Origin of the sequence: Tabrizicola sp. (assembly GCF_051645465.1) — a bacterium.
GTDB lineage: Bacteria > Pseudomonadota > Alphaproteobacteria > Rhodobacterales > Rhodobacteraceae > Tabrizicola.
On record NZ_JBOFBI010000045.1, the window covers coordinates 1 to 19,054 of the forward strand.

The 19,054-nt window shown below is 64.2% G+C and carries 22 protein-coding genes and 2 tRNA genes; 14 read left to right on the plus strand and 10 right to left on the minus strand.

Going from position 1 to position 19,054, the window contains the following annotated elements; translation table 11 throughout:
* Positions 1–153: 153 nt before the first annotated feature.
* From ACRCSW_RS02780 to ACRCSW_RS02795, 4 genes are all read right to left on the minus strand, one after another.
* Positions 154–465 carry a hypothetical protein gene (locus tag ACRCSW_RS02780; RefSeq protein ID WP_438702463.1) on the minus strand — a complete coding sequence of 104 codons (312 nt, stop codon included), beginning with the start codon at positions 463–465 and terminating at the stop codon, positions 154–156.
* Positions 466–541: 76 nt separating this feature from the next.
* Positions 542–615 (minus strand) — tRNA-Gly (locus ACRCSW_RS02785).
* Between the two features lie 124 nt (positions 616–739).
* Positions 740–814 (minus strand) — tRNA-Asn (locus ACRCSW_RS02790).
* A gap of 70 nt (positions 815–884) precedes the next feature.
* Positions 885–1,751 carry an MBL fold metallo-hydrolase gene (locus ACRCSW_RS02795; protein ID WP_438702464.1) on the minus strand — a complete coding sequence of 289 codons (867 nt, stop codon included), beginning with the start codon at positions 1,749–1,751 and terminating at the stop codon, positions 885–887.
* Positions 1,752–1,801: 50 nt separating this feature from the next.
* Between ACRCSW_RS02795 and ACRCSW_RS02800 the strand changes: the two genes are divergently transcribed.
* On the plus strand, positions 1,802–3,115 hold the full coding sequence (locus ACRCSW_RS02800; protein WP_438702465.1) for an ATP-binding protein: 1,314 nt from the start codon (positions 1,802–1,804) through the stop codon (positions 3,113–3,115).
* A gap of 2 nt (positions 3,116–3,117) precedes the next feature.
* Here ACRCSW_RS02800 and ACRCSW_RS02805 read toward each other — a convergent pair whose 3' ends face one another.
* Complete coding sequence (locus ACRCSW_RS02805; protein ID WP_438702466.1) at positions 3,118–3,597, minus strand: CAP domain-containing protein; 480 nt, start codon at positions 3,595–3,597, stop codon at positions 3,118–3,120.
* A gap of 212 nt (positions 3,598–3,809) precedes the next feature.
* Between ACRCSW_RS02805 and ACRCSW_RS02810 the strand changes: the two genes are divergently transcribed.
* From ACRCSW_RS02810 to ACRCSW_RS02850, 9 genes are all read left to right on the plus strand, one after another.
* A complete protein-coding gene (locus tag ACRCSW_RS02810; protein ID WP_438702467.1) occupies positions 3,810–4,424 on the plus strand; it encodes a CDP-alcohol phosphatidyltransferase family protein in 615 nt (204 codons plus the stop codon).
* Positions 4,425–4,558: 134 nt separating this feature from the next.
* Positions 4,559–5,098, plus strand: a complete 540-nt coding sequence (locus tag ACRCSW_RS02815) for a tetratricopeptide repeat protein (RefSeq protein ID WP_438702468.1) — start codon at positions 4,559–4,561, stop codon at positions 5,096–5,098.
* Entirely contained in the window at positions 5,052–5,759 is a 708-nt protein-coding gene (locus ACRCSW_RS02820; protein WP_438702469.1) for an RNA polymerase sigma factor, read from the plus strand. The genes ACRCSW_RS02815 and ACRCSW_RS02820 overlap by 47 nt, the downstream gene beginning before the upstream one ends.
* Positions 5,756–6,565: an anti-sigma factor family protein gene (locus ACRCSW_RS02825; protein WP_438702470.1), complete on the plus strand. Its 810-nt coding sequence runs from the start codon at positions 5,756–5,758 to the stop codon at positions 6,563–6,565. Before ACRCSW_RS02820 ends, ACRCSW_RS02825 begins: the two co-directional genes overlap by 4 nt.
* A 112-nt stretch (positions 6,566–6,677) precedes the next feature.
* Entirely contained in the window at positions 6,678–7,310 is a 633-nt protein-coding gene (gene clpP / locus ACRCSW_RS02830) for an ATP-dependent Clp endopeptidase proteolytic subunit ClpP (protein WP_438702471.1), read from the plus strand.
* Positions 7,311–7,435: 125 nt separating this feature from the next.
* The gene (gene clpX, locus ACRCSW_RS02835) at positions 7,436–8,698 is read left to right on the plus strand and encodes an ATP-dependent Clp protease ATP-binding subunit ClpX (RefSeq protein WP_438702472.1); all 1,263 of its coding nucleotides are present in this window, start codon (positions 7,436–7,438) and stop codon (positions 8,696–8,698) included.
* 156 nt (positions 8,699–8,854) lie between these two features.
* Positions 8,855–9,229 (plus strand): NADH:ubiquinone oxidoreductase subunit NDUFA12, encoded by a 375-nt coding sequence (locus ACRCSW_RS02840; RefSeq protein ID WP_438702473.1) that lies wholly within the window; start codon positions 8,855–8,857, stop codon positions 9,227–9,229.
* Positions 9,229–9,696, plus strand: coding sequence for an outer membrane lipid asymmetry maintenance protein MlaD (mlaD, locus tag ACRCSW_RS02845; protein ID WP_438702474.1), 468 nt, complete (start codon positions 9,229–9,231; stop codon positions 9,694–9,696). Before ACRCSW_RS02840 ends, mlaD begins: the two co-directional genes overlap by 1 nt.
* A complete protein-coding gene (locus ACRCSW_RS02850; RefSeq protein WP_438702475.1) occupies positions 9,693–10,118 on the plus strand; it encodes a DUF2155 domain-containing protein in 426 nt (141 codons plus the stop codon). The genes mlaD and ACRCSW_RS02850 overlap by 4 nt, the downstream gene beginning before the upstream one ends.
* Here ACRCSW_RS02850 and aat read toward each other — a convergent pair.
* The 3 genes from aat to accB form a co-directional block, all read right to left on the minus strand.
* Entirely contained in the window at positions 10,040–10,723 is a 684-nt protein-coding gene (aat, locus tag ACRCSW_RS02855; RefSeq protein ID WP_438702476.1) for a leucyl/phenylalanyl-tRNA--protein transferase, read from the minus strand. The genes ACRCSW_RS02850 and aat overlap by 79 nt on opposite strands.
* Before the next feature lie 79 nt (positions 10,724–10,802).
* The gene (accC, locus tag ACRCSW_RS02860; protein WP_438702477.1) at positions 10,803–12,149 is read right to left on the minus strand and encodes an acetyl-CoA carboxylase biotin carboxylase subunit; all 1,347 of its coding nucleotides are present in this window, start codon (positions 12,147–12,149) and stop codon (positions 10,803–10,805) included.
* Positions 12,150–12,155: 6 nt separating this feature from the next.
* Complete coding sequence (gene accB / locus ACRCSW_RS02865) at positions 12,156–12,647, minus strand: acetyl-CoA carboxylase biotin carboxyl carrier protein (RefSeq protein WP_438702478.1); 492 nt, start codon at positions 12,645–12,647, stop codon at positions 12,156–12,158.
* 243 nt (positions 12,648–12,890) lie between these two features.
* Here accB and ACRCSW_RS02870 point away from each other — a divergent pair, with 243 nt between their 5' ends.
* The 4 genes from ACRCSW_RS02870 to ACRCSW_RS02885 all read left to right on the plus strand — a co-directional run bounded on the left by ACRCSW_RS02870 (position 12,891) and on the right by ACRCSW_RS02885 (position 16,837).
* Complete coding sequence (locus ACRCSW_RS02870; RefSeq protein ID WP_438702479.1) at positions 12,891–14,210, plus strand: NAD(P)-dependent oxidoreductase; 1,320 nt, start codon at positions 12,891–12,893, stop codon at positions 14,208–14,210.
* Between the two features lie 66 nt (positions 14,211–14,276).
* A complete protein-coding gene (locus ACRCSW_RS02875) occupies positions 14,277–14,807 on the plus strand; it encodes a DedA family protein (protein ID WP_438702480.1) in 531 nt (176 codons plus the stop codon).
* 63 nt (positions 14,808–14,870) lie between these two features.
* Positions 14,871–16,169 (plus strand): NAD-dependent dihydropyrimidine dehydrogenase subunit PreA, encoded by a 1,299-nt coding sequence (preA, locus tag ACRCSW_RS02880; RefSeq protein WP_438702481.1) that lies wholly within the window; start codon positions 14,871–14,873, stop codon positions 16,167–16,169.
* Positions 16,166–16,837, plus strand: a complete 672-nt coding sequence (locus ACRCSW_RS02885) for an SDR family NAD(P)-dependent oxidoreductase (RefSeq protein ID WP_438702482.1) — start codon at positions 16,166–16,168, stop codon at positions 16,835–16,837. The genes preA and ACRCSW_RS02885 overlap by 4 nt, the downstream gene beginning before the upstream one ends.
* 215 nt (positions 16,838–17,052) lie before the next feature.
* Here ACRCSW_RS02885 and ACRCSW_RS02890 read toward each other — a convergent pair whose 3' ends face one another.
* Positions 17,053–17,346, minus strand: coding sequence for a hypothetical protein (locus tag ACRCSW_RS02890; RefSeq protein ID WP_438702483.1), 294 nt, complete (start codon positions 17,344–17,346; stop codon positions 17,053–17,055).
* Between the two features lie 103 nt (positions 17,347–17,449).
* The coding region (locus ACRCSW_RS02895; protein WP_438702484.1) for a potassium transporter Kup at positions 17,450–19,054 on the minus strand (1,605 nt) is incomplete at its 5' end.

Sequence of the window (19,054 nt, forward strand, 5' to 3'; positions counted from 1 at the left end):
TCGCCCAGCTGGCCCGCAACCCAGAGGATGCCGTTGTAGGCGACCGCCTCGGACATGCGGGGGCCGGTGCCGTGGCGGGTGATGTCGGTGTTCATGGGGATGCTCCTGTTCGCGTTGGGCCGGTTGCTAGCCGGTTCCGGGCCGGAACGGAAGTCAGTTCACGCGGACGCAGTTGAACTGGTCGCCGGTGGTGCCCGAGACCCAGGTGAGCCCGGTCTCGGTGACCGCGCCAAGGGCCACGACATAGCCGTTGGCGAAACGGAGGGTATAGTTGTCACCGCTCCGGCCGACGTTCAGGATCGGGTAGGTGTTGGTGCCGTTGTTGTAGGTGGTGTTGGTGAAGGTAAATGTCTCGACGCCGCAGTCCCAGCTTCCGACGAAGGCGTAGGGGTCCGAAGGACCGCTGTCGTCGACACAGGCAGGGAGGGCAAGGCAGAGGGGCAGGGCGAGAAGGCGGCGAAACATGTCTGACGCTCCGTTCATGCGTTGCCCAACGCTAGGGGCGCGGGCGGCCAAGTCAATCACGCGATGATTGGGGGGGTGGAGCGGGTGAAGGGAATCGAACCCTCGTCGTAAGCTTGGGAAGCTTCTGCTCTACCATTGAGCTACACCCGCGTTGGCTTCGATGTAGCCAGAATGACGGCCGATGGCAAGCCGGTGCGGCTGGGATTTCTACCGTGGGGACGGGGCCATGAAACACAAAGGGCCCGGCGATCGAACGCGAGGCCCCCTGGGTAACTGGCTCCGGCGGTAGGGATCGAACCTACGACCAATTGATTAACAGTCAACTGCTCTACCGCTGAGCTACGCCGGAACACGGGGGCGCGTATAGCAAGCCCTTTGGGGGGCGGCAAGTGGCAAATGGCGGGAAATCGCAGTGGGGGTCAGGCCAGTGAGAAGGCTGCGTCGGGGTGGAGGGCGGGTGTGGCCGACACGAGGTTTCTGGATGCAAGATCAATGAGATGGGCGAGGACGTTGCGCTCGGCGGCTGGCAGGAGGTGGCGCGGGGTCTGGTGGTAGATCCGGGCGGTCAGGGCAGGGATCAGGGCGGGGCCATCGGCGAGGCCCTGAAGGATCTGTGCTTCGCGCGCGCGGCGGTGGGTGATGAGGTCATGAAGCCTTTGGCCTGGGTCCTCGACGGGGTCGCCATGGCCGGGCAGGAAGCGGCGCCAGTGGCGTTCAGTCAGCCGGTGAAGCGAGGCCATGTAGGCGCCCATGTCGCCATCGGGTGGCGAGACGATGGAGGTGGACCAGCCCATGACATGGTCGCCCGAGAAGAGCGTGTCGTCGATCGCGAGGCAGAGATGGCCGCCGAGGTGGCCGGGGGTGTGGTGGGCGGTCAAGTCCCAGTCGGGGCCGGCGATCGTGGTGCCGTCGGCAAGGTGGTGATCGGGGGAGAAGGTCAGGTCCAGCCCCTCGCCATGATCGGGGAGGGTGGGGGCAAGGCGCGTCATCAGGGGGCTCCGGCCGTCCATGGCGGTGCCAAACGCAAAGACGGGCGCCCTGGTTGCGGCGGAAAGGCGGGGGGCGAGGGCGGAGTGGTCGAGGTGGGCGTGGGTGACGAAGATATGGCTGATGCGCTGGCCGGGGGCGAGGGCACTGAGGATCGCGTCGAGGTGGGAGGGCAGGTCGGGCCCTGGGTCGATGACCGCGACGTCAGAACCGCCGACGAGCCAGGTGTTGGTGCCCGTGCCGGTCAGCGGCGAGGGGTTCGGCGCGCGCAACGAGCGCAGAGGGGGGCCCGAGGTCATCCGGCACCGCGGCTTTCCAAGCGGCGCCTTGGCGGATAGGCTGGCGGGCGATGTCGGTGTTCCAACGTTTTCTTCCCAGGGGCCTTTACGGTCGTGCGGCGCTGATCCTGATCGTGCCGATTGTGGCGATTCAGCTGGTCTTCTCTACCGAGTTCATCCAGCGCTTCTATGAAGACGTGACCGGCCAGATGACGCAAGGGGTGGCGATCGATCTGGCCTTTCTGCTGGACGAGATCGATGCAAGTGACACCCCGGAAGAGGCACTTGAGCGGGTGTTGCCGCTGGCCGACGCGCTGCAGGTGACGATCACGCTGCCAGCCGGGCCGGACGCGCCCGAGGCGGACAGGATGCCATTCATCGATCTGTCCGGCAGCATGATCATCACCACGTTGCGTGAACGTTTGCCATCGCTGGTTGCAGTCGATCTTGCTGGCGAGCGGCGGATCGTGAACCTGAAGTTCGCAAGCCGCCACGGGCCGGTGCAGATCGAGCTTAGCCGACGGCGGATGTCGGCGACCAATCCGCACCAGCTTCTGGTGCTGATGGTCTTCACGTCAGTCCTTCTGACGGTGGTCGCCTACTACTTCCTGCGGCGGCAGTTGCGCCCGATCACCAAGCTTGCCGAGGCCGCCGAGGAATTCGGCAAAGGTCGGACCATCAACTACAAACCGCGCGGCGCGCTGGAGGTACGGGCGGCCGGGAGGGCTTTCCTTGACATGCGGTCGCGGATCGAGCGGCAGATCGAGCAGCGCACGCTCATGCTGTCAGGCGTCAGCCACGACCTGCGCACGCCGCTGACCCGGATGCGGCTTGCGTTGTCGCTGATGCCCGAAGACGCGGAAGTGGCGGCACTGCAGGCCGATGTGACGCAGATGGAACGGATGGTGGACGAGTTTCTGTCGTTCGTCCGGGGCGATGCGCTGGAGGGTTCGGAGCCGACCGATGCCGTCGCGCTTGTGCAGGCCGTGGTGGACCGGGCCGGCAAAGGGGTTGTGCTGGCAGAGGTCGATGGCGAGCCGGAGCCGGTGGAGATGCGGCCGCAGGCGATCACCCGGGCGGTGGAGAACCTGGTGTCCAATGCGCAGCGCTTCGGGTCGACCGTCCGGCTTCGGATCGCATTTCAGGAACGAAGCCTTCGGATCGTGGTCGAGGACAACGGGCCGGGCATTCCCGAAGACCGGATCGAGGAGGCGCTGCGACCCTTCACCCGGCTTGACGCGTCTCGCGATCCCAACCGGCGGGCGGGAGTGGGGCTGGGGTTGTCGATTGCGTCAGATATCGCGCTGAGCCACGGGGGGGCGCTGCGGCTGTCGCGCAGCGAGACCCTGGGCGGGCTCAAGGCCGAACTGGTGATCGCGCGCTGACGTTACCGCGAGGCGCCGAAGTTGAGAACCCAGTGGAGCTTGCTGTCGGGTGCGTCGCTTACTGCGATCCCGATGCCGATCTCTTTCGCCTTGCCAAGCAGGATATTGCTGCGGTGTTTGGGCGAATTCATCCACCATTCCACCGCGCGCGCACCGGTGCCAAAACCGCGACCGGTGTTCTCCGCCGCTGCCCGGTACTTGTAGCCGACGCGCTTCAGCCGGGTCTTGAGCGTACCGCCGTCCGAGGAATCGTGGCTGATCGACCGGCGGGCGGCATTGTCGCAGGCATGGCCCTGGGCGGCCTTGTCAAGCTTGGCCGAGAGCTTGAACGGGCTCAGACCATTTGCCTTGCGTTCGGCGTTGAGGTGGGCCAGCACCTCGTTCTGCAGCTCGGCCGCGTTGCCGGGCGTGGTGCAGGCTTGGGCGCCGACGCACAGGAAGGCGGATGCGGCAACGGCCGCAACGGTCAAACGCAACAGCATTGAAACGTCCCCATAAGCAGTACACCCCAGAGATTGCCGACCACTTGGGCCAGAATCGGGCGGAATGTGGCGCGAATGGTGAATTATGCAAGAAACGGCGACAGTGCACTCATCTTTGGGGAGAGAAGGCGGAGCCTCGCCAAGAAGCGACGCAATCGTGACTTCCCCAAAGTCGCCTGAGCGGGAAAGATGCGGCAGCCGTAGGGGGACAAATGCTGGACGGAATGATGCGCGGGGTGATTGATCCACCCCTTAACCACAGTGGACGCTGGCTTGCGGCCCGCGGGGCTTCGGCTGATGCGGTGACGCTGGTCGGGCTGGCTCTGGGGTTGACGGCCGCGGCGCTTATCTGGGCGGGCTGGTCCGGGCTGGTCGTGGCCTTGCCGCTTCTAGCCAGCCGACTGGCTGACGGGCTTGACGGCGCGGTAGCGCGGGCCCGAGGCAAGACCGACCTTGGCGGTTATCTCGACATCGTCAGCGACTTTGCGTTCTACGGTGCGCTCCCCCTGGCGTTTGTGCTTCGCGATCCGGTGGAAAACGGAGCGGCGGGCGCGTTCCTTCTGTTCAGCTTCTATGTGAACGGCGCGACGTTCCTGGGCTACGCCGTCATTGCAGCGAAGCGGGGGCTTGAGACCACAAGCCGCGGCGAGAAGTCGCTCTACTTCACTGCGGGGCTGCTTGAGGGCACCGAAACCATCCTTTTCTTCCTGCTCATTGCACTTTGGCCCTCGTTGTTTGTGCCTGCAGCCTGGGTTTTCGGCGTGCTTTGTCTGGTGACGGCCGTGGCACGCGTCCTTCTGGCGCGGCGCGTTTTCGGGTCGTCCTGAAGCGCTGCAGAAAAATTTCTCCTGGCCGCGAATAAACCCGAAAGCCGGGGCGTTCGCTTGGTGAAAGGTCGTGGCCAACACCGCCGCGGGCCATTCGCAACCAAACGAGATTCAATCAGCCAAGGAGCAAGATCATGAAAACCCTTTCCACCCTGACGACGTTTGCCGCCATGTCCTTCGCCTCGGTCGCCTTTGCCGCCGGTTCCGACAGCACCGAACCGCCGGTCAAGACCCAGACGACCGAAGTCTGCGAGAACGGCCAGATCTGGGACGAGAAGAAAAAGGAATGCGTGAACCCGCAGTCGGGGGCGCTGTCGGATGACGCGCTTTACGAAGCCGCACGCGAGCTGGCTTACGACGGCCAGTACGACAACGCGCTGAAGGTCCTGGCGGTTGCCGAAGACCAGAACGACCCGCGCATCCTGAACTACAAGGGCTTTGCCAACCGCAAGGCCGGCCGGATGGAAGAGGGGATGGCCTACTACCAGGCGGCCCTTGCCATCGACCCGGACTACATCCTTGCGCGGTCCTACATGGGTCAGGCGCTGGTGTCCGAGGGCGACTTCCTTGGCGCACGCGACCAGCTGCTGGAAATCGAAGCCCGTGGCGGGCGCGACACCTGGGCCTATGCGGCGCTGGAAAAGGCGCTGCTGGGCGAAGAAACCACCTGGTAATCGAAAGGCGAGGGTCGCCATGTCCGCCGCCCTTAAGATCGACTTTCCGCCGACGGTCTCCGTCGGCGGTTGCATGTCCTCAACGGTTCGTGGTTTTGTGCCCCCGTCATATTTGAGCACGTCAAAGTCTATACGGGGTTTCACCGAATTGCCTGACCAAACCCGGTTTCGCAAAGACCTGGTTCAGCTCTTGCCGCGCTTGCGCCGGTTTGCGCTGACACTGTGCGCCCATGCCGCCGACGCCGATGATCTGGTGCAGACGGCCTGCGAGCGCGCGATCCTGAAGTCGTCGCAATGGATGCCTGGGACACGGCTTGACAGCTGGGTCTACACCATGATGCGCAACCTTTGGTTTTCCGAACTGCGAAGCCGAAGGGTGCGCACCGGGGCGGGGCAGGTCGATGCGTCGGAAAGCGATGAGCTTTCAACCGAAGTCGGCGCCGCAGAGATTCTGCAAGGCAGCCAGATCGCGGCGATGATCCGATCCTTGCCCGAGGGGCTTTCTGCTACATTGTTGTTGGTGTCCATCGAGGGCTATTCCTACCAGGAAGCGGCGGATGTCCTTGATATTCCGATTGGAACGGTAATGAGTCGTATGTCGAAGGCGCGACAGTTGATGAAAGACAAGCTGGCCCGGGCGACAGGGGAGGCGGTGCTATGACCGGCTCGGTCGACCCCATGATCCTCGATCGGATCAGCGCCTACCTTGATGGCGCGCTGCCCGAGGCCGAACAGCGCGAGCTTGAAGCGCTGGTCGCCTCTGACCCCGCGTTGGCGGCCGAGTTCGAGGCGCTTTCGCGCGTCGACGCGGCCCTGGCGACAGGGTTCGCCGACATGCTGGCAAGCCCCGTGCCGCTGCATCTGGCGCGCGCGATCGAGGCTGCACCGGTCGAGGCCTCGCGCCCCGAACCCCGTACCGGCAATGTCACCTGGTTTCGCTCGCTTGCCGCCAGCGTTGCTCTTTTGGCCGTTGGTGCTGCGGGTGGCGCGGTTCTGACGCGCAGTCTGGCGCCGGTCGAGGTGGCGCAGGCCGCACCGGGGTGGCTGGATCATGTGGCCGAATACCACGCCGTCTACGCCGCGCAGGGCCGCCATCTGGTCGAGGTTCCGGCCAGCGAGCGCGAGCATCTGGAGACCTGGCTTTCCGAGCAGACGGGCGTTCCGTTCAAGACACCCGATCTGTCGGCCAGCGGACTGACATTTGAAGGCGGACGGCTTCTGGTCGCGAACGGCAAGCCCGTCGCGCAACTGATGTACCGCGACGCGGCGGGTCAGGTCGTGGCAGTCTGCTTCATGGCGGGGGGCGATGCGGCGTTGGCCGAAGGCGAGCTTGCCTTTGCCGATCGCCGGGTCGGGGCCTTCGACCTTGTCAGCTGGAAGGACCGCGAGGCCTCGTACGTGGTGATCGGTCCGGCCGAACGTCCCGATCTGCGACAGATCGCCGAGGCCACGGCGACCCTTCTGTGACTTTCCCGCCGCAGCGGTTTTTCGGCCTCACTTGCAGCCCCCGGTCCGCGACACTAAGACTCTGGTAACACTTCCGGCGATATTCCTCGCCAAAGACAGAGGCAGGCAAGAGATGCGCGATCCCGTTGATCATTACATGAACACGCTCGTCCCCATGGTCGTCGAACAGACGAGCCGCGGGGAACGCGCCTATGACATCTACAGCCGGCTTCTGAAGGAGCGGATCATCTTCCTGGGCGGCCCGGTCCATGACGGCATGTCGAGCCTGATCTGCGCCCAGCTTCTGTTCCTGGAATCGGAAAACCCGAGCAAGGAAATCAGCATGTACATCAACAGCCCCGGCGGTGTCGTGACCGCGGGCCTGTCGATCTACGACACGATGCAGTACATCCGCCCCAAGATTTCGACGCTGGTGATCGGGCAGGCCGCCTCGATGGGCTCGCTTCTGCTGACGGCCGGCGAAAAGGGCATGCGGTTCAGCCTGCCGAACAGCCGGATCATGGTGCACCAGCCCTCGGGCGGGTATCAGGGCCAGGCGACCGACATCATGATTCACGCGCAAGAGACGATGAAGCTGAAGCGGCGTCTAAACGAAATCTATGTCAAGCACACCGGCAACGACTATGAGACGGTCGAGCAGGCGCTGGAGCGGGACAACTTTATGTCAGCGGAAGATGCCAAGGCATGGGGTCTGATCGATCAGATCCTGGAAAGCCGTGGAAAGGCCGACGATACGTCGAAATGAGGCCTAGTTTCGGCCCGATGGTCCGACGGGTTTTTCGGATTGTGGTGACCGGGGGCTTGGCCTAGACTTTGCCAATGAGGCAACAGAGCAAGCCCCGATAAGGGTTAGTGTTCAGAGGACTGCGGATGGCGAATAATAGCGGCGGCGATAGCAAGAATACGCTTTACTGCTCGTTCTGCGGCAAAAGCCAGCACGAGGTGCGCAAGCTGATCGCCGGGCCCACAGTCTTCATCTGTGACGAGTGTGTCGAGCTTTGCATGGACATCATCCGCGAGGAGACGAAGACTACGGGTCTGAAGTCTTCCGATGGCGTGCCGACGCCGCGGGAAATCTGCAAAGTGCTTGACGATTACGTGATCGGCCAGATCCATGCCAAGCGCGTGCTGTCGGTGGCGGTGCACAACCACTACAAGCGGCTGAACCATTCGTCGAAGACGGATATCGAGCTTTCCAAGTCGAACATCCTGCTGATCGGGCCCACGGGCTGCGGCAAGACGCTGCTGGCGCAGACGCTGGCGCGGATTCTGGACGTCCCGTTCACGATGGCCGACGCGACGACGCTGACGGAAGCCGGGTATGTGGGCGAGGATGTCGAGAACATCATCCTGAAGCTGCTGCAGGCGTCTGAGTACAACGTCGAGCGCGCGCAGCGCGGGATCGTCTATATCGACGAGGTCGACAAGATTACGCGCAAGTCTGATAATCCCTCGATCACCCGTGATGTCTCGGGCGAGGGTGTGCAGCAGGCGCTTCTGAAGATCATGGAAGGCACGGTGGCGAGCGTGCCGCCGCAGGGGGGCCGGAAGCATCCGCAGCAGGAATTCCTGCAGGTGGACACGACCAACATCCTGTTCATCTGTGGCGGGGCTTTTGCGGGCCTGGAGAAGATCATCGCGCAGCGGAACAAGGGCTCCGGGATCGGCTTCGGCGCTGATGTGAAGGGCCCGGAAGAGCGTTCGGTGGGCGAGCTTTTCAAAGAGCTGGAGCCTGAGGATCTGCTGAAGTTCGGTCTGATCCCGGAATTCGTCGGTCGTCTGCCCGTGATCGCCACGCTGACCGACCTTGATGAGGCCGCGCTGGTCACCATCCTGACGGAACCCAAGAACGCTTTGGTGAAGCAGTACCAGCGCCTGTTCGAGATCGAAGGGGTCAAGCTGACCTTCACGCCGGACGCCCTGATCGCCATCGCCAAGCGCGCGATCAAGCGGAAGACCGGCGCGCGCGGGCTCCGCTCGATCATGGAGGACATTCTCCTCGACACGATGTTCGAGCTTCCGGGCATGGACGGGGTCGAAGAGGTTGTCGTCAAGGAAGAGGCGGTGAACTCGGGCGCGAAGCCGATGCTGGTTTACACCGAGACGAAGAAGAAGGAATCGGTGAAGGCGTAAGCCTCCGACTTACGGCCAATCAAGGGGCGGGCTTCGGGCCCGCCTTTTCGTTTTGGCAATAGGCAGGGAAGCCCCGGCTGTCGGTCGATGACCTGCTTGACCCTAGACCTTTGGTGGGGTTTCGGCCATATGGGTGGAAATGAACCGGAGGCCTGCATGTACTTCCTCAAACGCCTGCTGACCTGGTGGAACAGCCAGACGCTGGGAACCCAGCTCTTCACCTCGCGCAAGGGGGTGAAGGTGGGCGAGGATGAGGCGGGGAACATCTTCTATCAGACCCGCGACGGCAAGCGGCGCTGGGTGATCTTCAACGGCGAGATGGAGGCCTCCCGCGTTTCGCCCGACTGGCACGGCTGGCTGCATCACACCTGGGACGAGCCGCCGACCAAATCGCCACTGAAGCACAAAGCCTGGGAGAAGCCGCATCAGGAGAACCTGACCGGCACCGACGCCGCCTATGTGCCCCCCGGTTCTATCCGTCGCGCCGAGCCCGTCGCCCGGCGCGACTATGAGGCCTGGCAGCCCGAGTGATGGCTTACGAACGCGCAGAACTACTCGCCGGGGCGGCGGTTCTGGCCATCGCGGCCGGGTTTGTCGTCTATGCCGCGCAAGGTTCGAGCTATATGGGCGAGGCCGACAGCTATCCGCTCACCGCGAGTTTCCGGTCGGTTGAAGGCATCGGCGTCGGCACCGATGTCCGCCTCGCGGGGGTCAAGGTTGGCACCGTGACCGATCTCAAACTGAACCCGCAGACCTTCTTCGCCGATGCGACCATTTCGATGCGGCAGGATGTGGCGCTGCCGGTTGATTCGTCGATTCTCGTGTCTTCAGAAGGGCTTCTGGGTGGAAGCTTCATTGAAGTTCTGCCCGGCGGCGCGCTGGAAAACCTTGAGCCGGGGGCCGAGATCGAAGACACGCAAGGGGCCGTCAGCCTGATCTCGCTTCTCATGAAGTTCGTCGGTGGCGACAGCGCCACGGATGAGACGGCAACACCATGAAGGCGTTGCTGCTTGCGCTCTTCCTGGCTTCGCCGGCCGCTGCCCAGGAGGCGACCGAGGATGGCCAGACCGCCGGTCCCGAGTTCACCGATTCCGAAGGGGCCGAACTGCGGTTTCTGGACCGGCTGACCAGCGAGACGGGCGATGTGGTCCTTGGTCGCGGTCAGGCGGCCGTATTCGGTCGGCTTGTGGTGCAGCTCGACAGCTGCCGCTATCCGACCGGCAACCCCGCTTCAGACGCCGAAGCGCATCTTACAATCATCGAAGAGGCGACCCAGGCCGAGCTTTTCAAGGGCTGGATGCTGGCCTCGTCGCCCGCGCTTTCGGCGCTGGACCATCCGCGCTATGACGTCTGGGTCTTGAACTGCATCCTGCCGGACGCTCCGGCCGAGGAGGCGACGTCGGAAGGCGAGGGCCAGTAGCCCGCTGGCGTGAAGTCTGCGTCTTCCTGCAGCGCCTCCGCCAGTTGCAGGTGATACTCTCGCCGCGGGATTTCGCGCCCGCCGAGGCTCGCAAGATGCGGTGTCAGGAACTGGGTGTCGAAAAGCCGGAAGCCCCCCGCCGCAAGCCGGTGGACGGTGTAGGCGAGCGCGATTTTCGAGGCGTCCGTCGTGCGCGAGAACATGCTTTCCCCGAAGAAGGCCGCCCCAAGCGTCACGCCATAAACGCCGCCGACCAGCTCTCCGCCTTCCCAGATCTCGACGCTGTGCGCCGCGCCCGCGCGGAAAAGCCCGACGTAAAGCCGCTGGATGCGCTGGCTGATCCAGGTCTCATCGCGCTCGGCGCAGGCTTCGACGACCGCCTCAAAGGCCGTGTCGACCGTGACCTCAAAGCCACCCCGCCGGATGCGGCGGGCGAGCGAGCGGGAGAGGTGAAAGCCGTCAAGCGGCATCACCCCCCGGCGGCGCGGGTCGATCCAGTGGATTTCGGGGTCATCGCGGCCATCGGACATCGGGAAGATGCCCATGGCGTAGGCGCGCAGAAGGATTTCGGGGGTAAGCTCTTCGAGAGGGATCGTCTCGTGCACCGCCAAAATCCTTCGAAGGATTTTGCAAAAGTTTTCGAAAACTTTTGCGGCAGGCGCCCGCTGCGGGGCGCCCACTCCGTTAACTGAACTGTTGCGCCAGCCACTTCTCCAGCCAGTGGATGTTGTATTCGCCGTTCTGGATATCCGGCTCGGCCAGAAGCATGTGGAATAGCGGAATCGAGGTGTCGATGCCGTCAATGATCAGCTCACCCAGCGCCCGCTTCAGCCGCGCCAGCGCCTCGGGCCGGTCGCGCCCGTGGACGATAAGCTTGCCGATCAGGCTGTCGTAGTAGGGCGGGATCCGGTAGCCGTCGTAGATCGCCGAGTCCATCCGGACGCCCAGGCCGCCCGGAGCGTGGAACTGGGTGATCCGGCCGGGGCAGGGCGCAAAGTTCGGGAGTTTCTCGGCATTGATCCGGACCTCGATCGCGTGGCCGTTGATCTCGAGGTCGCTTTGAGTGAACGACAGACCCATCCCAGAGGCAACGCGGATCTGTTCGCGCACCAGATCGACGCCGAAGATCGTCTCGGTGACCGGGTGTTCGACCTGCAGGCGGGTGTTCATTTCGATGAAATAGAACTTGCCGTCCTCATACAGGAACTCGATCGTCCCCGCGCCGATGTATTTCAGCTTCTGCATCGCCGAAGCGCAAACCCCGCCAATCTCGGCGCGCAGCTTCGGCGTGATGACCGGGCCCGGGGCTTCCTCGAAGACCTTCTGGTGGCGCCGCTGCAAGGAGCAGTCGCGTTCGCCCAGATGCACCGCGCCGCCATTGCCGTCGCCGAAGACCTGAATCTCGATATGTCGGGGGCGCTGGAGGTACTTCTCCATGTAGACTTCGTCGTTGCCGAAGGCGGCTTTCGCTTCGGAGCGGGCCGTGCGGAACGCCACTTCCAGTTCGGAAGCGTCCTTCGCGACCTTCATGCCACGCCCGCCGCCGCCTGCGGTGGCCTTGATGATCACGGGATAGCCGATGTCCTCGGCGGCCTTCTTCGCCGTGTCGAAGTCCGGCAAGCCACCGTCCGAGCCGGGAACGACCGGGATGCCAAGGTCCTTGGCGGTCTCCTTGGCAGTGATCTTGTCGCCCATGATGCGGATGTGTTCCGCGTTCGGGCCGATGAAGGTGATGCCGTGGTCCTCCAGCGCCTGGGCGAAGGCGGCGTTTTCCGACAGGAACCCGTAGCCCGGATGCACCGCCTGGGCGCCCGTGATCTCGCAGGCCGAGATGATCGCGGCTTTCGAGAGGTAGCTTTCCGAAGACGGTGCGGGGCCGATGCAGACCGACTCGTCCGCCATGCGGACATGCATCGCATCGGTGTCGGCCGTCGAATGGACGGCGACGGACTTGATCCCCATCTCGCGGCAGGCGCGGATCACGCGGAGGGCGATTTCGCCGCGGTTGGCGATCAGGATTTTCTCGAACATGGGCCGCTACTCGATGATCATCAGGGGGGCGCCGTATTCGACGGGCGAGCCATCCTCGACCAGAATCCGTTTCACGGTTCCCGCGCGGGGGGCGGGGATATGGTTCATGGTTTTCATCGCTTCGATGATGAGGACGGTCTGGCCCTCGGTCACCTGGGCGCCTACGGCGACGAAAGGTGCAGCGCCGGGTTCGGCGGCAAGGTAGACGGTGCCGACCATCGGCGAGGTCACGGCGCCAGGATGCTGGGCCGGGTCTTCCGGGGCGGCAGGGGCCGTCGCCTGGGCGGCGCCAACGGCGGACACCGGGGCGTGATGCAGAACCGGGGCAGGGGCGGCGGCCATGGTCACGACCGTGGACTGCTTGACCACGCGGACTTCCAGGCTGTCATCCGCACCATATTCCCGCTTCACCGACAGTTCGGTCAGCTCGTTCTTGTTCAGAAGCTCGGCCAGGGCCGAGATGAAGGCCACATCCGCGTCTGTCGTCTGCTTGCTCATGCCATCCTCAGTTCGTTTCTCTGCCCCGTGGGTGCGCCAGGACGGGCGTACCCCCCGGCGTCTTGTGTTTCGCGGTTATACGCGACCGGGCCGAGGCTGAAAAGCCGCGAAAGCTTTGCTGAAGGATTGGTCATTCCGTCATGGTCGTGCGGATTCTTTCAGTTTCAGAAAGTTTACCGTTTGATAAAAAAACGAACCTGTGCCAGCCTTCGATTAAACATAAGCCAGGGAGGGCCCCAGCCCATGTCGAACAGTCCGCTGACGCCCGGAATCGTGGCCAATCGTCTGGCGGCCGAGGTCTATGCGGCAAACTTCGCCGACCACGCGCCGCCCCTGGACCGGCACGAGGCGCGGGTGGCTGCCGACCGCTGCTATTTCTGCCATGACGCTCCCTGTATCACGGCTTGTCCCACGTCGATCGACATTCCTTTGTTCATCCGCCAGATCGCGACCGGCACGCCTGAGGCGGCGGCGAAGACGATCTGGGATCAGAACATCCTGGGCGGCATGTGTGCCCGGGTCTGCCCGACCGAGACCTTGTGCGAAGAAGCCTGTGTGCGCGAAGCGGCTGAGGGCAAGCCGGTGGAGATCGGCCAGCTGCAGCGGTTTGCGACCGATGTGGCGATGGCAAAGGGGTTGCATCCGTTCGAGCGGGCGGCGCCTTCGGGCAAGCGGGTGGCCGTCGTAGGCGCGGGGCCGGCGGGGCTGGCCTGTGCGCACCGGCTGGCGATGCATGGGCATGAGGTGAAGGTATTCGAGCGTCGGCCCAAGGCGGGGGGGCTGAACGAATACGGGATTGCGTCCTACAAGGCGACGCATGATTTCGCGCAAGGAGAGGTGGATTGGCTCCTGAAGATCGGCGGGATCGAGATCTGGACCGATGTGGAGCTTGGCCGGGACGTGACGCTGGCGGCGCTCCAGGCCGACTATGACGCGGTGTTCCTGGGCATCGGCCTTGCGGGCGTGAACGCCCTCCGGGCGGCGGGCGAAGACCTGGCGGGGGTCCGCGATGCGGTCGATTTCATTGCCGAGCTGCGCCAGACGAAGGACCTGTCGAAGCTGCCGGTGGGCCGTGACGTGGTGGTGATCGGCGGCGGGATGACGGCGGTCGATGCGGCGGTGCAGTCGAAGCTTCTGGGCGCGGAGAATGTCACCATCGTCTACCGCCGGGGCCGCGAGAAGATGAGCGCGAGCGGGTATGAGCAGGACCACGCGGTGCAGGCCGGGGTGCGGATCATCCACAACGCCGCCCCGGTGAAGGTGCTGGGCAACGGCCATGCGGAAGCGGTGGAGTTCGCTTACACGCAGGACGGGCCGTCAGGCCTGACGCTTTTGCCCGAGACCTTTACGCTGAAGGCGGATCAGGTATTCAAAGCCATCGGGCAGACTTTGTCGGGTGCGCCCGAGGGGCTGGCGGTGGCTGGCGGCAAGATCGCGGGGGCTTCGGGCAAGGTCTGGGTCGGTGGCGACTGTGCGGCTGGGGGCGAAGACCTGACGGTCACCGCCGTGGCTGAAGGGCGGGACGCCGCCGAGGCGATCCACGCAGCGCTTTCGGGGGTCTGATGGGCGCGCAACCCCCTTGCCTTCGGCAGGCACCCGGGCCAGAAGAAGCCCGGTCAGGGGTTCTTCGTGCACGCATTCGCCGAAACAGTCATCGCCTTCATCGAGCAGAACCAGCAATGGTTTCCGCTGATCATGATCCTGTTCGCGGCGGCCGAGACCACCGCCTTTCTGTCGATCCTGATCCCCTCCACCCCGGTTCTTGCCGCCGTGGGCGCACTTGCCGCGACGGGGGCGCTGTCGTTCTGGTCGCTCTGGATCGGGGCCACGATCGGCGCGCTGATCGGCTCGACCTTCAGCTACTGGCTCGGCTGGCGCTATGGGGCGGCGGTTCTGAAGATGCGGCCCATGCGGGACCATCCCGAGATGGTCGAGAAGACTCAGGCCGCCTTCGCGAAATACGGCCCCGCCACGATCCTGATCGGGCATTTCACCACGATCTTCCGCCCCGTGGTCTTCCTGATGGCCGGGATGAGCGGCATGACCTTCCCGCGCTTCATGCTCTGGAACGGCCTCGGCTGCGTGGCCTGGGCCTATGTCATCCCGAAACTCGGCCAGTTCGGTGGCGATCTGATCGGCTGGATCTGGTCGCTCTTCTGACCGGTGGTGGGGTGAAACCCCGCTCTGCAAATCCTCTCCCAGCAGCCCGCAAGGAGGCCTCTCATGGCTAACCTTTCTTCCGACTTCGTCGGCATCAAGTCCCCGAACCCGTTCTGGCTGGCCTCGGCCCCGCCGACGGACAAGGAATACAACGTCCGCCGCGCGTTCGAGGCGGGGTGGGGCGGGGTGGTCTGGAAGACGCTGGGGTCCGAAGGGCCACCGGTCGTCAACGTCAACGGGCCTCGGTACGGCGCTGTCTGGGGGGCGGATCGGCGGCTGCTGGGGCTGAACAACATCGAGCTGATCACCGACCGCCCGCTGGAGATGAACCTGCGCGAGATCAAGGCGGTGAAGCGGGACTACAAGGACCGTGCGATGATCATCTCGCTCATGGTGCCTTGCGACGAGGACAGCTGGAAAGACATCCTGCACCGGATCGAGGATACCGAGGCCGACGGGGTGGAGCTGAACTTCGGCTGCCCGCACGGGATGGCGGAGCGCGGCATGGGATCGGCCGTCGGGCAGGTGCCGGAATACATCGAGATGGTGACCCGGTGGGTCAAGAAACACTCCCGCATGCCCTGCATCGTGAAGCTGACGCCGAACATCACCGACGTGCGGAAACCGGCCGAGGCGGCGAAGCGCGGCGGGGCGGATGCGGTGTCGCTGATCAATACGATCAACTCGATCACCTCGGTGAACCTTGATGATTTCTCCCCGGAGCCGATGATTGATGGGAAGGGCACCCACGGCGGCTATTGCGGCCCGGCGGTGAAGCCGATCGCGATGAACATGGTGGCCGAGATTGCACGGTCGGAGGAGACGCGGGGGCTGCCAATCTCCGGCATCGGCGGGATCACGACGTGGCGGGATGCGGCGGAGTTCATGGCTCTGGGGGCCGGGAACGTGCAGGTCTGCACGGCGGTGATGACCTATGGGTTCAAGATCGTGTCGGAGATGATTTCGGGCCTGTCACAGTATCTGGACGACAAGCAGATCGGCCTTAACGACCTTATCGGCCGCGCGGTGCCGAACGTGACCGACTGGCAGTTCCTGAACCTGAATTACGTCACCAAGGCCCGGATCGACCAGGACGCCTGCATCAAATGCGGGCGCTGTTATGCGGCCTGCGAGGATACCTCGCATCAGGCCATTTCGATGAGCCCCGAACGGGTGTTCGAGGTGATGGACGACGAATGCGTGGCCTGCAACCTCTGTGTCAACGTCTGTCCGGTGGAGAACTGCATCACCATGGTCGAGCTGCCGAAAGGCGCAATCGACCCGCGCACCAGCGCTCGGGTCGGCGACTATGCCAACTGGACGACCCATCCGAACAACCCGAGTGTGAGCGCGGCGGAGTGAAACAGATTGTCGTCGCGGGCGCCTCCAGAGGACTGGGCGCCGCCGTGGCGCAGCATTATGTGGCGACCGGTGAGAAGGTCATCTCACTTTCCCGCAGCCCCTCGCCACATGGGTCTTGGATTCGATGCGACCTCGCCGATCCGAGCCAGGTTGAGGCCGCGGTCGTTGCGATCAGCGGCAAGCTCGATGTGCTTGTCGTAGTGGCGGGCATCTGGGAAGACTTAGCTTTTTCTCCCGACTACAGCTTCACCGCTTCGCCAGCCGAAGAGATTTCCCGCATCCTCACTGTAAACCTCCAAGCGCCCATTCTGCTGGCCAAAGCACTGTTGCCGCGGCTCGGCGGCGGGGGAAGGATCGTGCTGATTGGCTCGACCAGCGGGCTTGACCAAATCGGTACGCCTGAAGTGGCCTACAATGCCTCAAAGGCGGGCTTGCGGGGGGCTTCACAGGCGCTGGCCCAGGCATTGAAGGGGCAGGGGATCACGGTTTCGATCCTGAACCCGGGCGATATCGGCACAGATGGCGTGCTGGCCGCCAAACGTGACGGTACGATGCGCGGGGGAGGAAGTTTGCCGATGGCAGACCTGTTGTCGGCGATCGATTTCCTGTTGACGCTGTCACCCGAGGCTTCGTTCTGCGAAATCAGTCTTATCCCGCTAAACGGATAAGCCGTCCGGAGCATTCGCGGCACTCTTCGAAAGCTGCGACACATTAAGATCAGTGGCAAAGGATTGATCACGGCTGCAATGCTTGCCCGACCATAAGCCTCTTTCGCCGCTTCAGCCGCGGTGGCGCAGAATGCTCGTGGCTATTGTGTCGCCCGCGTCCGTCTTAAGCGAGATCAATCTGGCGCAGATGCGGGGATGATCCGAGTGGGAGATGCTTACCGCCCCGGCAGCGGCAGCGGGTTCAGGCCCGCGGCGATGCTGGCGCGGATGTAGGCCAGGCGGGCGGCTTCGGCGGTGGCCACGGCCGGTTCGGGCGGGGCCTGCAACTGCTCTGCTTCGGGTCTCGCCCTGGGCGGGCGTGGCGGCGCGACGGGCTGCGGCTCTGCGACTGGCGCCGACCGGCCAAGCGAAGGGGCGGCCGCGCCACCCTGCAAAGGCGCGCTGGCGGGCGGGTGCGGCAAAGCGCCCGAGGTCAGCAATTGCGACCTGACGGATGTGATTGGTCCCATAGCCTACCCCCTGACGACCCCCCCGGCCCAAAGACTAGCCAAAGCGGCGGGGCGAAGCAGTGGCATAATGACTAAAGCTTGACGCGATGCGGCCGGCGAAGGATCAGATCGCCAGCTGCTGGCCCATCTCGACCACCCGGTTGGACGGCAGGCAGTAGAAGTCGGTCGCATCCGACGCGCCGCGGGTGAGCCACAGGAATATCCTCTCCTGCCAGAGGTGCAGGCCGTGGTTGCTGGTGGCCTTGAACGTCCGGCGGTTCAGGAAGAACGACGTCGTCATGATGTCGAACTTGAGCCCCCTCTTCCGCGCCAGTGCCAGGGCGCGCGGCACGTTCGGGGTTTCCATGTAGCCGAATGTCACGGTGATGCGGACGAACGCATCGCTCAGCCGGTCGATGGTCAGCCGGTCGGCATCGGGCACGCTGGGGGTGGTCGTGACCTCGACCTTTACGATCAGGTTCTGGGCATGCAGCACGCGGTTGTGCTTGATGTTGTGCACGAGCGCCGAGGGCGCCATGTCGGGGTCCGAGGTGAGGAACACCGCCGTCCCCGGTACGCCCACGGGTTTCGACTTGACCAGCATCTGGATGAATGAGGTGAGGGAGACGCTCGTCCCATGCGCCTTGTTCTGGACGTATCTCGTGCCCTTGACCCAGGTCCAGACCAGCAGGCACATCGTTGCCGCCATCAGGATGGGCACATAGCCGCCATCGATGACCTTCAGAAGGTTCGCGCCAAGGAACAGCGTCTCGAGCAGCAGGATCGGCACCATGACCGCTATGACCTGCCAGAGCGGCCATTTCCATGCCTTCAGGAACAGAACAAACGCGAGGATCGAGGTGATCACCATGTCGCCGGTGACTGCGATGCCGTAAGCCGACGCGAGGCTCGAGGATGACCCGAACGCCAGCACCAGCGCCAGAACGCCAACGGTCAGGATGCCGTTGACCTTGGGCAGGTAGATCTGTCCGGCCTGCGTTTCGGAGGTGTGGCGGATCTCAAGCCGCGGCAGAAGGCCCATCTGGGTGGCCTGCTGCATCATCGAGAACGCGCCCGAGATGACGGCCTGGCTGGCGATCACGGTTGCCATGGTCGCAAGGATCACCAGAGGCAGAAGCGCCCAGCCCGGCGCCAGGAGGAAGAACGGGTTTTCCGCGGCCTCCGGGTGGGCCAGCACCAGCGCGCCTTGCCCGAGGTAGCTGAGCGTCAGGGCCGGAAAGACCAGCACACCCCAGGCAATCCGGATCGGGCGGCGGCCAAAATGGCCCATGTCGGCATAAAGCGCCTCGCCACCGGTGACGGCCAGAAAGACCGAGCCGAGCACGATCAGCGACGCAAACCCGTTGGTGACCAGAAACCGCCCGGCATACCAGGGGTTGAGCGACGCGAAGATCGAAAGATCGTCCCCGATGTGCAAGAGGCCCAGCACCGCCATGACGACGAACCACAAGACCATGATCGGCCCGAAAAATGCGGCAACGCGGCCGGTGCCCTTGTTCTGCACGACGAAGAGGCCGCAGATGATCGCGAGCGTGACCGGCACGACGAAGCTGTCAAAGGCCGGGGTGACCAGCGCCATGCCCTCGACCGCCGACAGCACCGACATGGCCGGAGTGATCATCGCATCGCCGAAGAAAAGCGAGATGCCGATCACCCCGACGGCCAGCAACCAGCCGGGCCTGCGGCCAAGCGCCTGCTGGACCAGCGA

Excerpts from the sequence above, each read along its gene's own strand:
- ACRCSW_RS02780 (WP_438702463.1), bottom strand. The coding sequence starts at position 465 with ATGTTTCGCCGCCTTCTCGCCCTGCCCCTCTGCCTTGCCCTCCCTGCC.
- ACRCSW_RS02795 (WP_438702464.1), bottom strand. The coding sequence starts at position 1,751 with ATGACCTCGGGCCCCCCTCTGCGCTCGTTGCGCGCGCCGAACCCCTCG.
- ACRCSW_RS02800 (WP_438702465.1), top strand. The coding sequence starts at position 1,802 with ATGTCGGTGTTCCAACGTTTTCTTCCCAGGGGCCTTTACGGTCGTGCG.
- ACRCSW_RS02805 (WP_438702466.1), bottom strand. The coding sequence starts at position 3,597 with ATGCTGTTGCGTTTGACCGTTGCGGCCGTTGCCGCATCCGCCTTCCTG.
- ACRCSW_RS02810 (WP_438702467.1), top strand. The coding sequence starts at position 3,810 with ATGCTGGACGGAATGATGCGCGGGGTGATTGATCCACCCCTTAACCAC.
- ACRCSW_RS02815 (WP_438702468.1), top strand. The coding sequence starts at position 4,559 with ATGAAAACCCTTTCCACCCTGACGACGTTTGCCGCCATGTCCTTCGCC.
- ACRCSW_RS02820 (WP_438702469.1), top strand. The coding sequence starts at position 5,052 with ATGCGGCGCTGGAAAAGGCGCTGCTGGGCGAAGAAACCACCTGGTAAT.
- ACRCSW_RS02825 (WP_438702470.1), top strand. The coding sequence starts at position 5,756 with ATGACCGGCTCGGTCGACCCCATGATCCTCGATCGGATCAGCGCCTAC.
- clpP (WP_438702471.1), top strand. The coding sequence starts at position 6,678 with ATGCGCGATCCCGTTGATCATTACATGAACACGCTCGTCCCCATGGTC.
- clpX (WP_438702472.1), top strand. The coding sequence starts at position 7,436 with ATGGCGAATAATAGCGGCGGCGATAGCAAGAATACGCTTTACTGCTCG.
- ACRCSW_RS02840 (WP_438702473.1), top strand. The coding sequence starts at position 8,855 with ATGTACTTCCTCAAACGCCTGCTGACCTGGTGGAACAGCCAGACGCTG.
- mlaD (WP_438702474.1), top strand. The coding sequence starts at position 9,229 with ATGGCTTACGAACGCGCAGAACTACTCGCCGGGGCGGCGGTTCTGGCC.
- ACRCSW_RS02850 (WP_438702475.1), top strand. The coding sequence starts at position 9,693 with ATGAAGGCGTTGCTGCTTGCGCTCTTCCTGGCTTCGCCGGCCGCTGCC.
- accC (WP_438702477.1), bottom strand. The coding sequence starts at position 12,149 with ATGTTCGAGAAAATCCTGATCGCCAACCGCGGCGAAATCGCCCTCCGC.
- accB (WP_438702478.1), bottom strand. The coding sequence starts at position 12,647 with ATGAGCAAGCAGACGACAGACGCGGATGTGGCCTTCATCTCGGCCCTG.
- ACRCSW_RS02870 (WP_438702479.1), top strand. The coding sequence starts at position 12,891 with ATGTCGAACAGTCCGCTGACGCCCGGAATCGTGGCCAATCGTCTGGCG.
- preA (WP_438702481.1), top strand. The coding sequence starts at position 14,871 with ATGGCTAACCTTTCTTCCGACTTCGTCGGCATCAAGTCCCCGAACCCG.
- ACRCSW_RS02890 (WP_438702483.1), bottom strand. The coding sequence starts at position 17,346 with ATGGGACCAATCACATCCGTCAGGTCGCAATTGCTGACCTCGGGCGCT.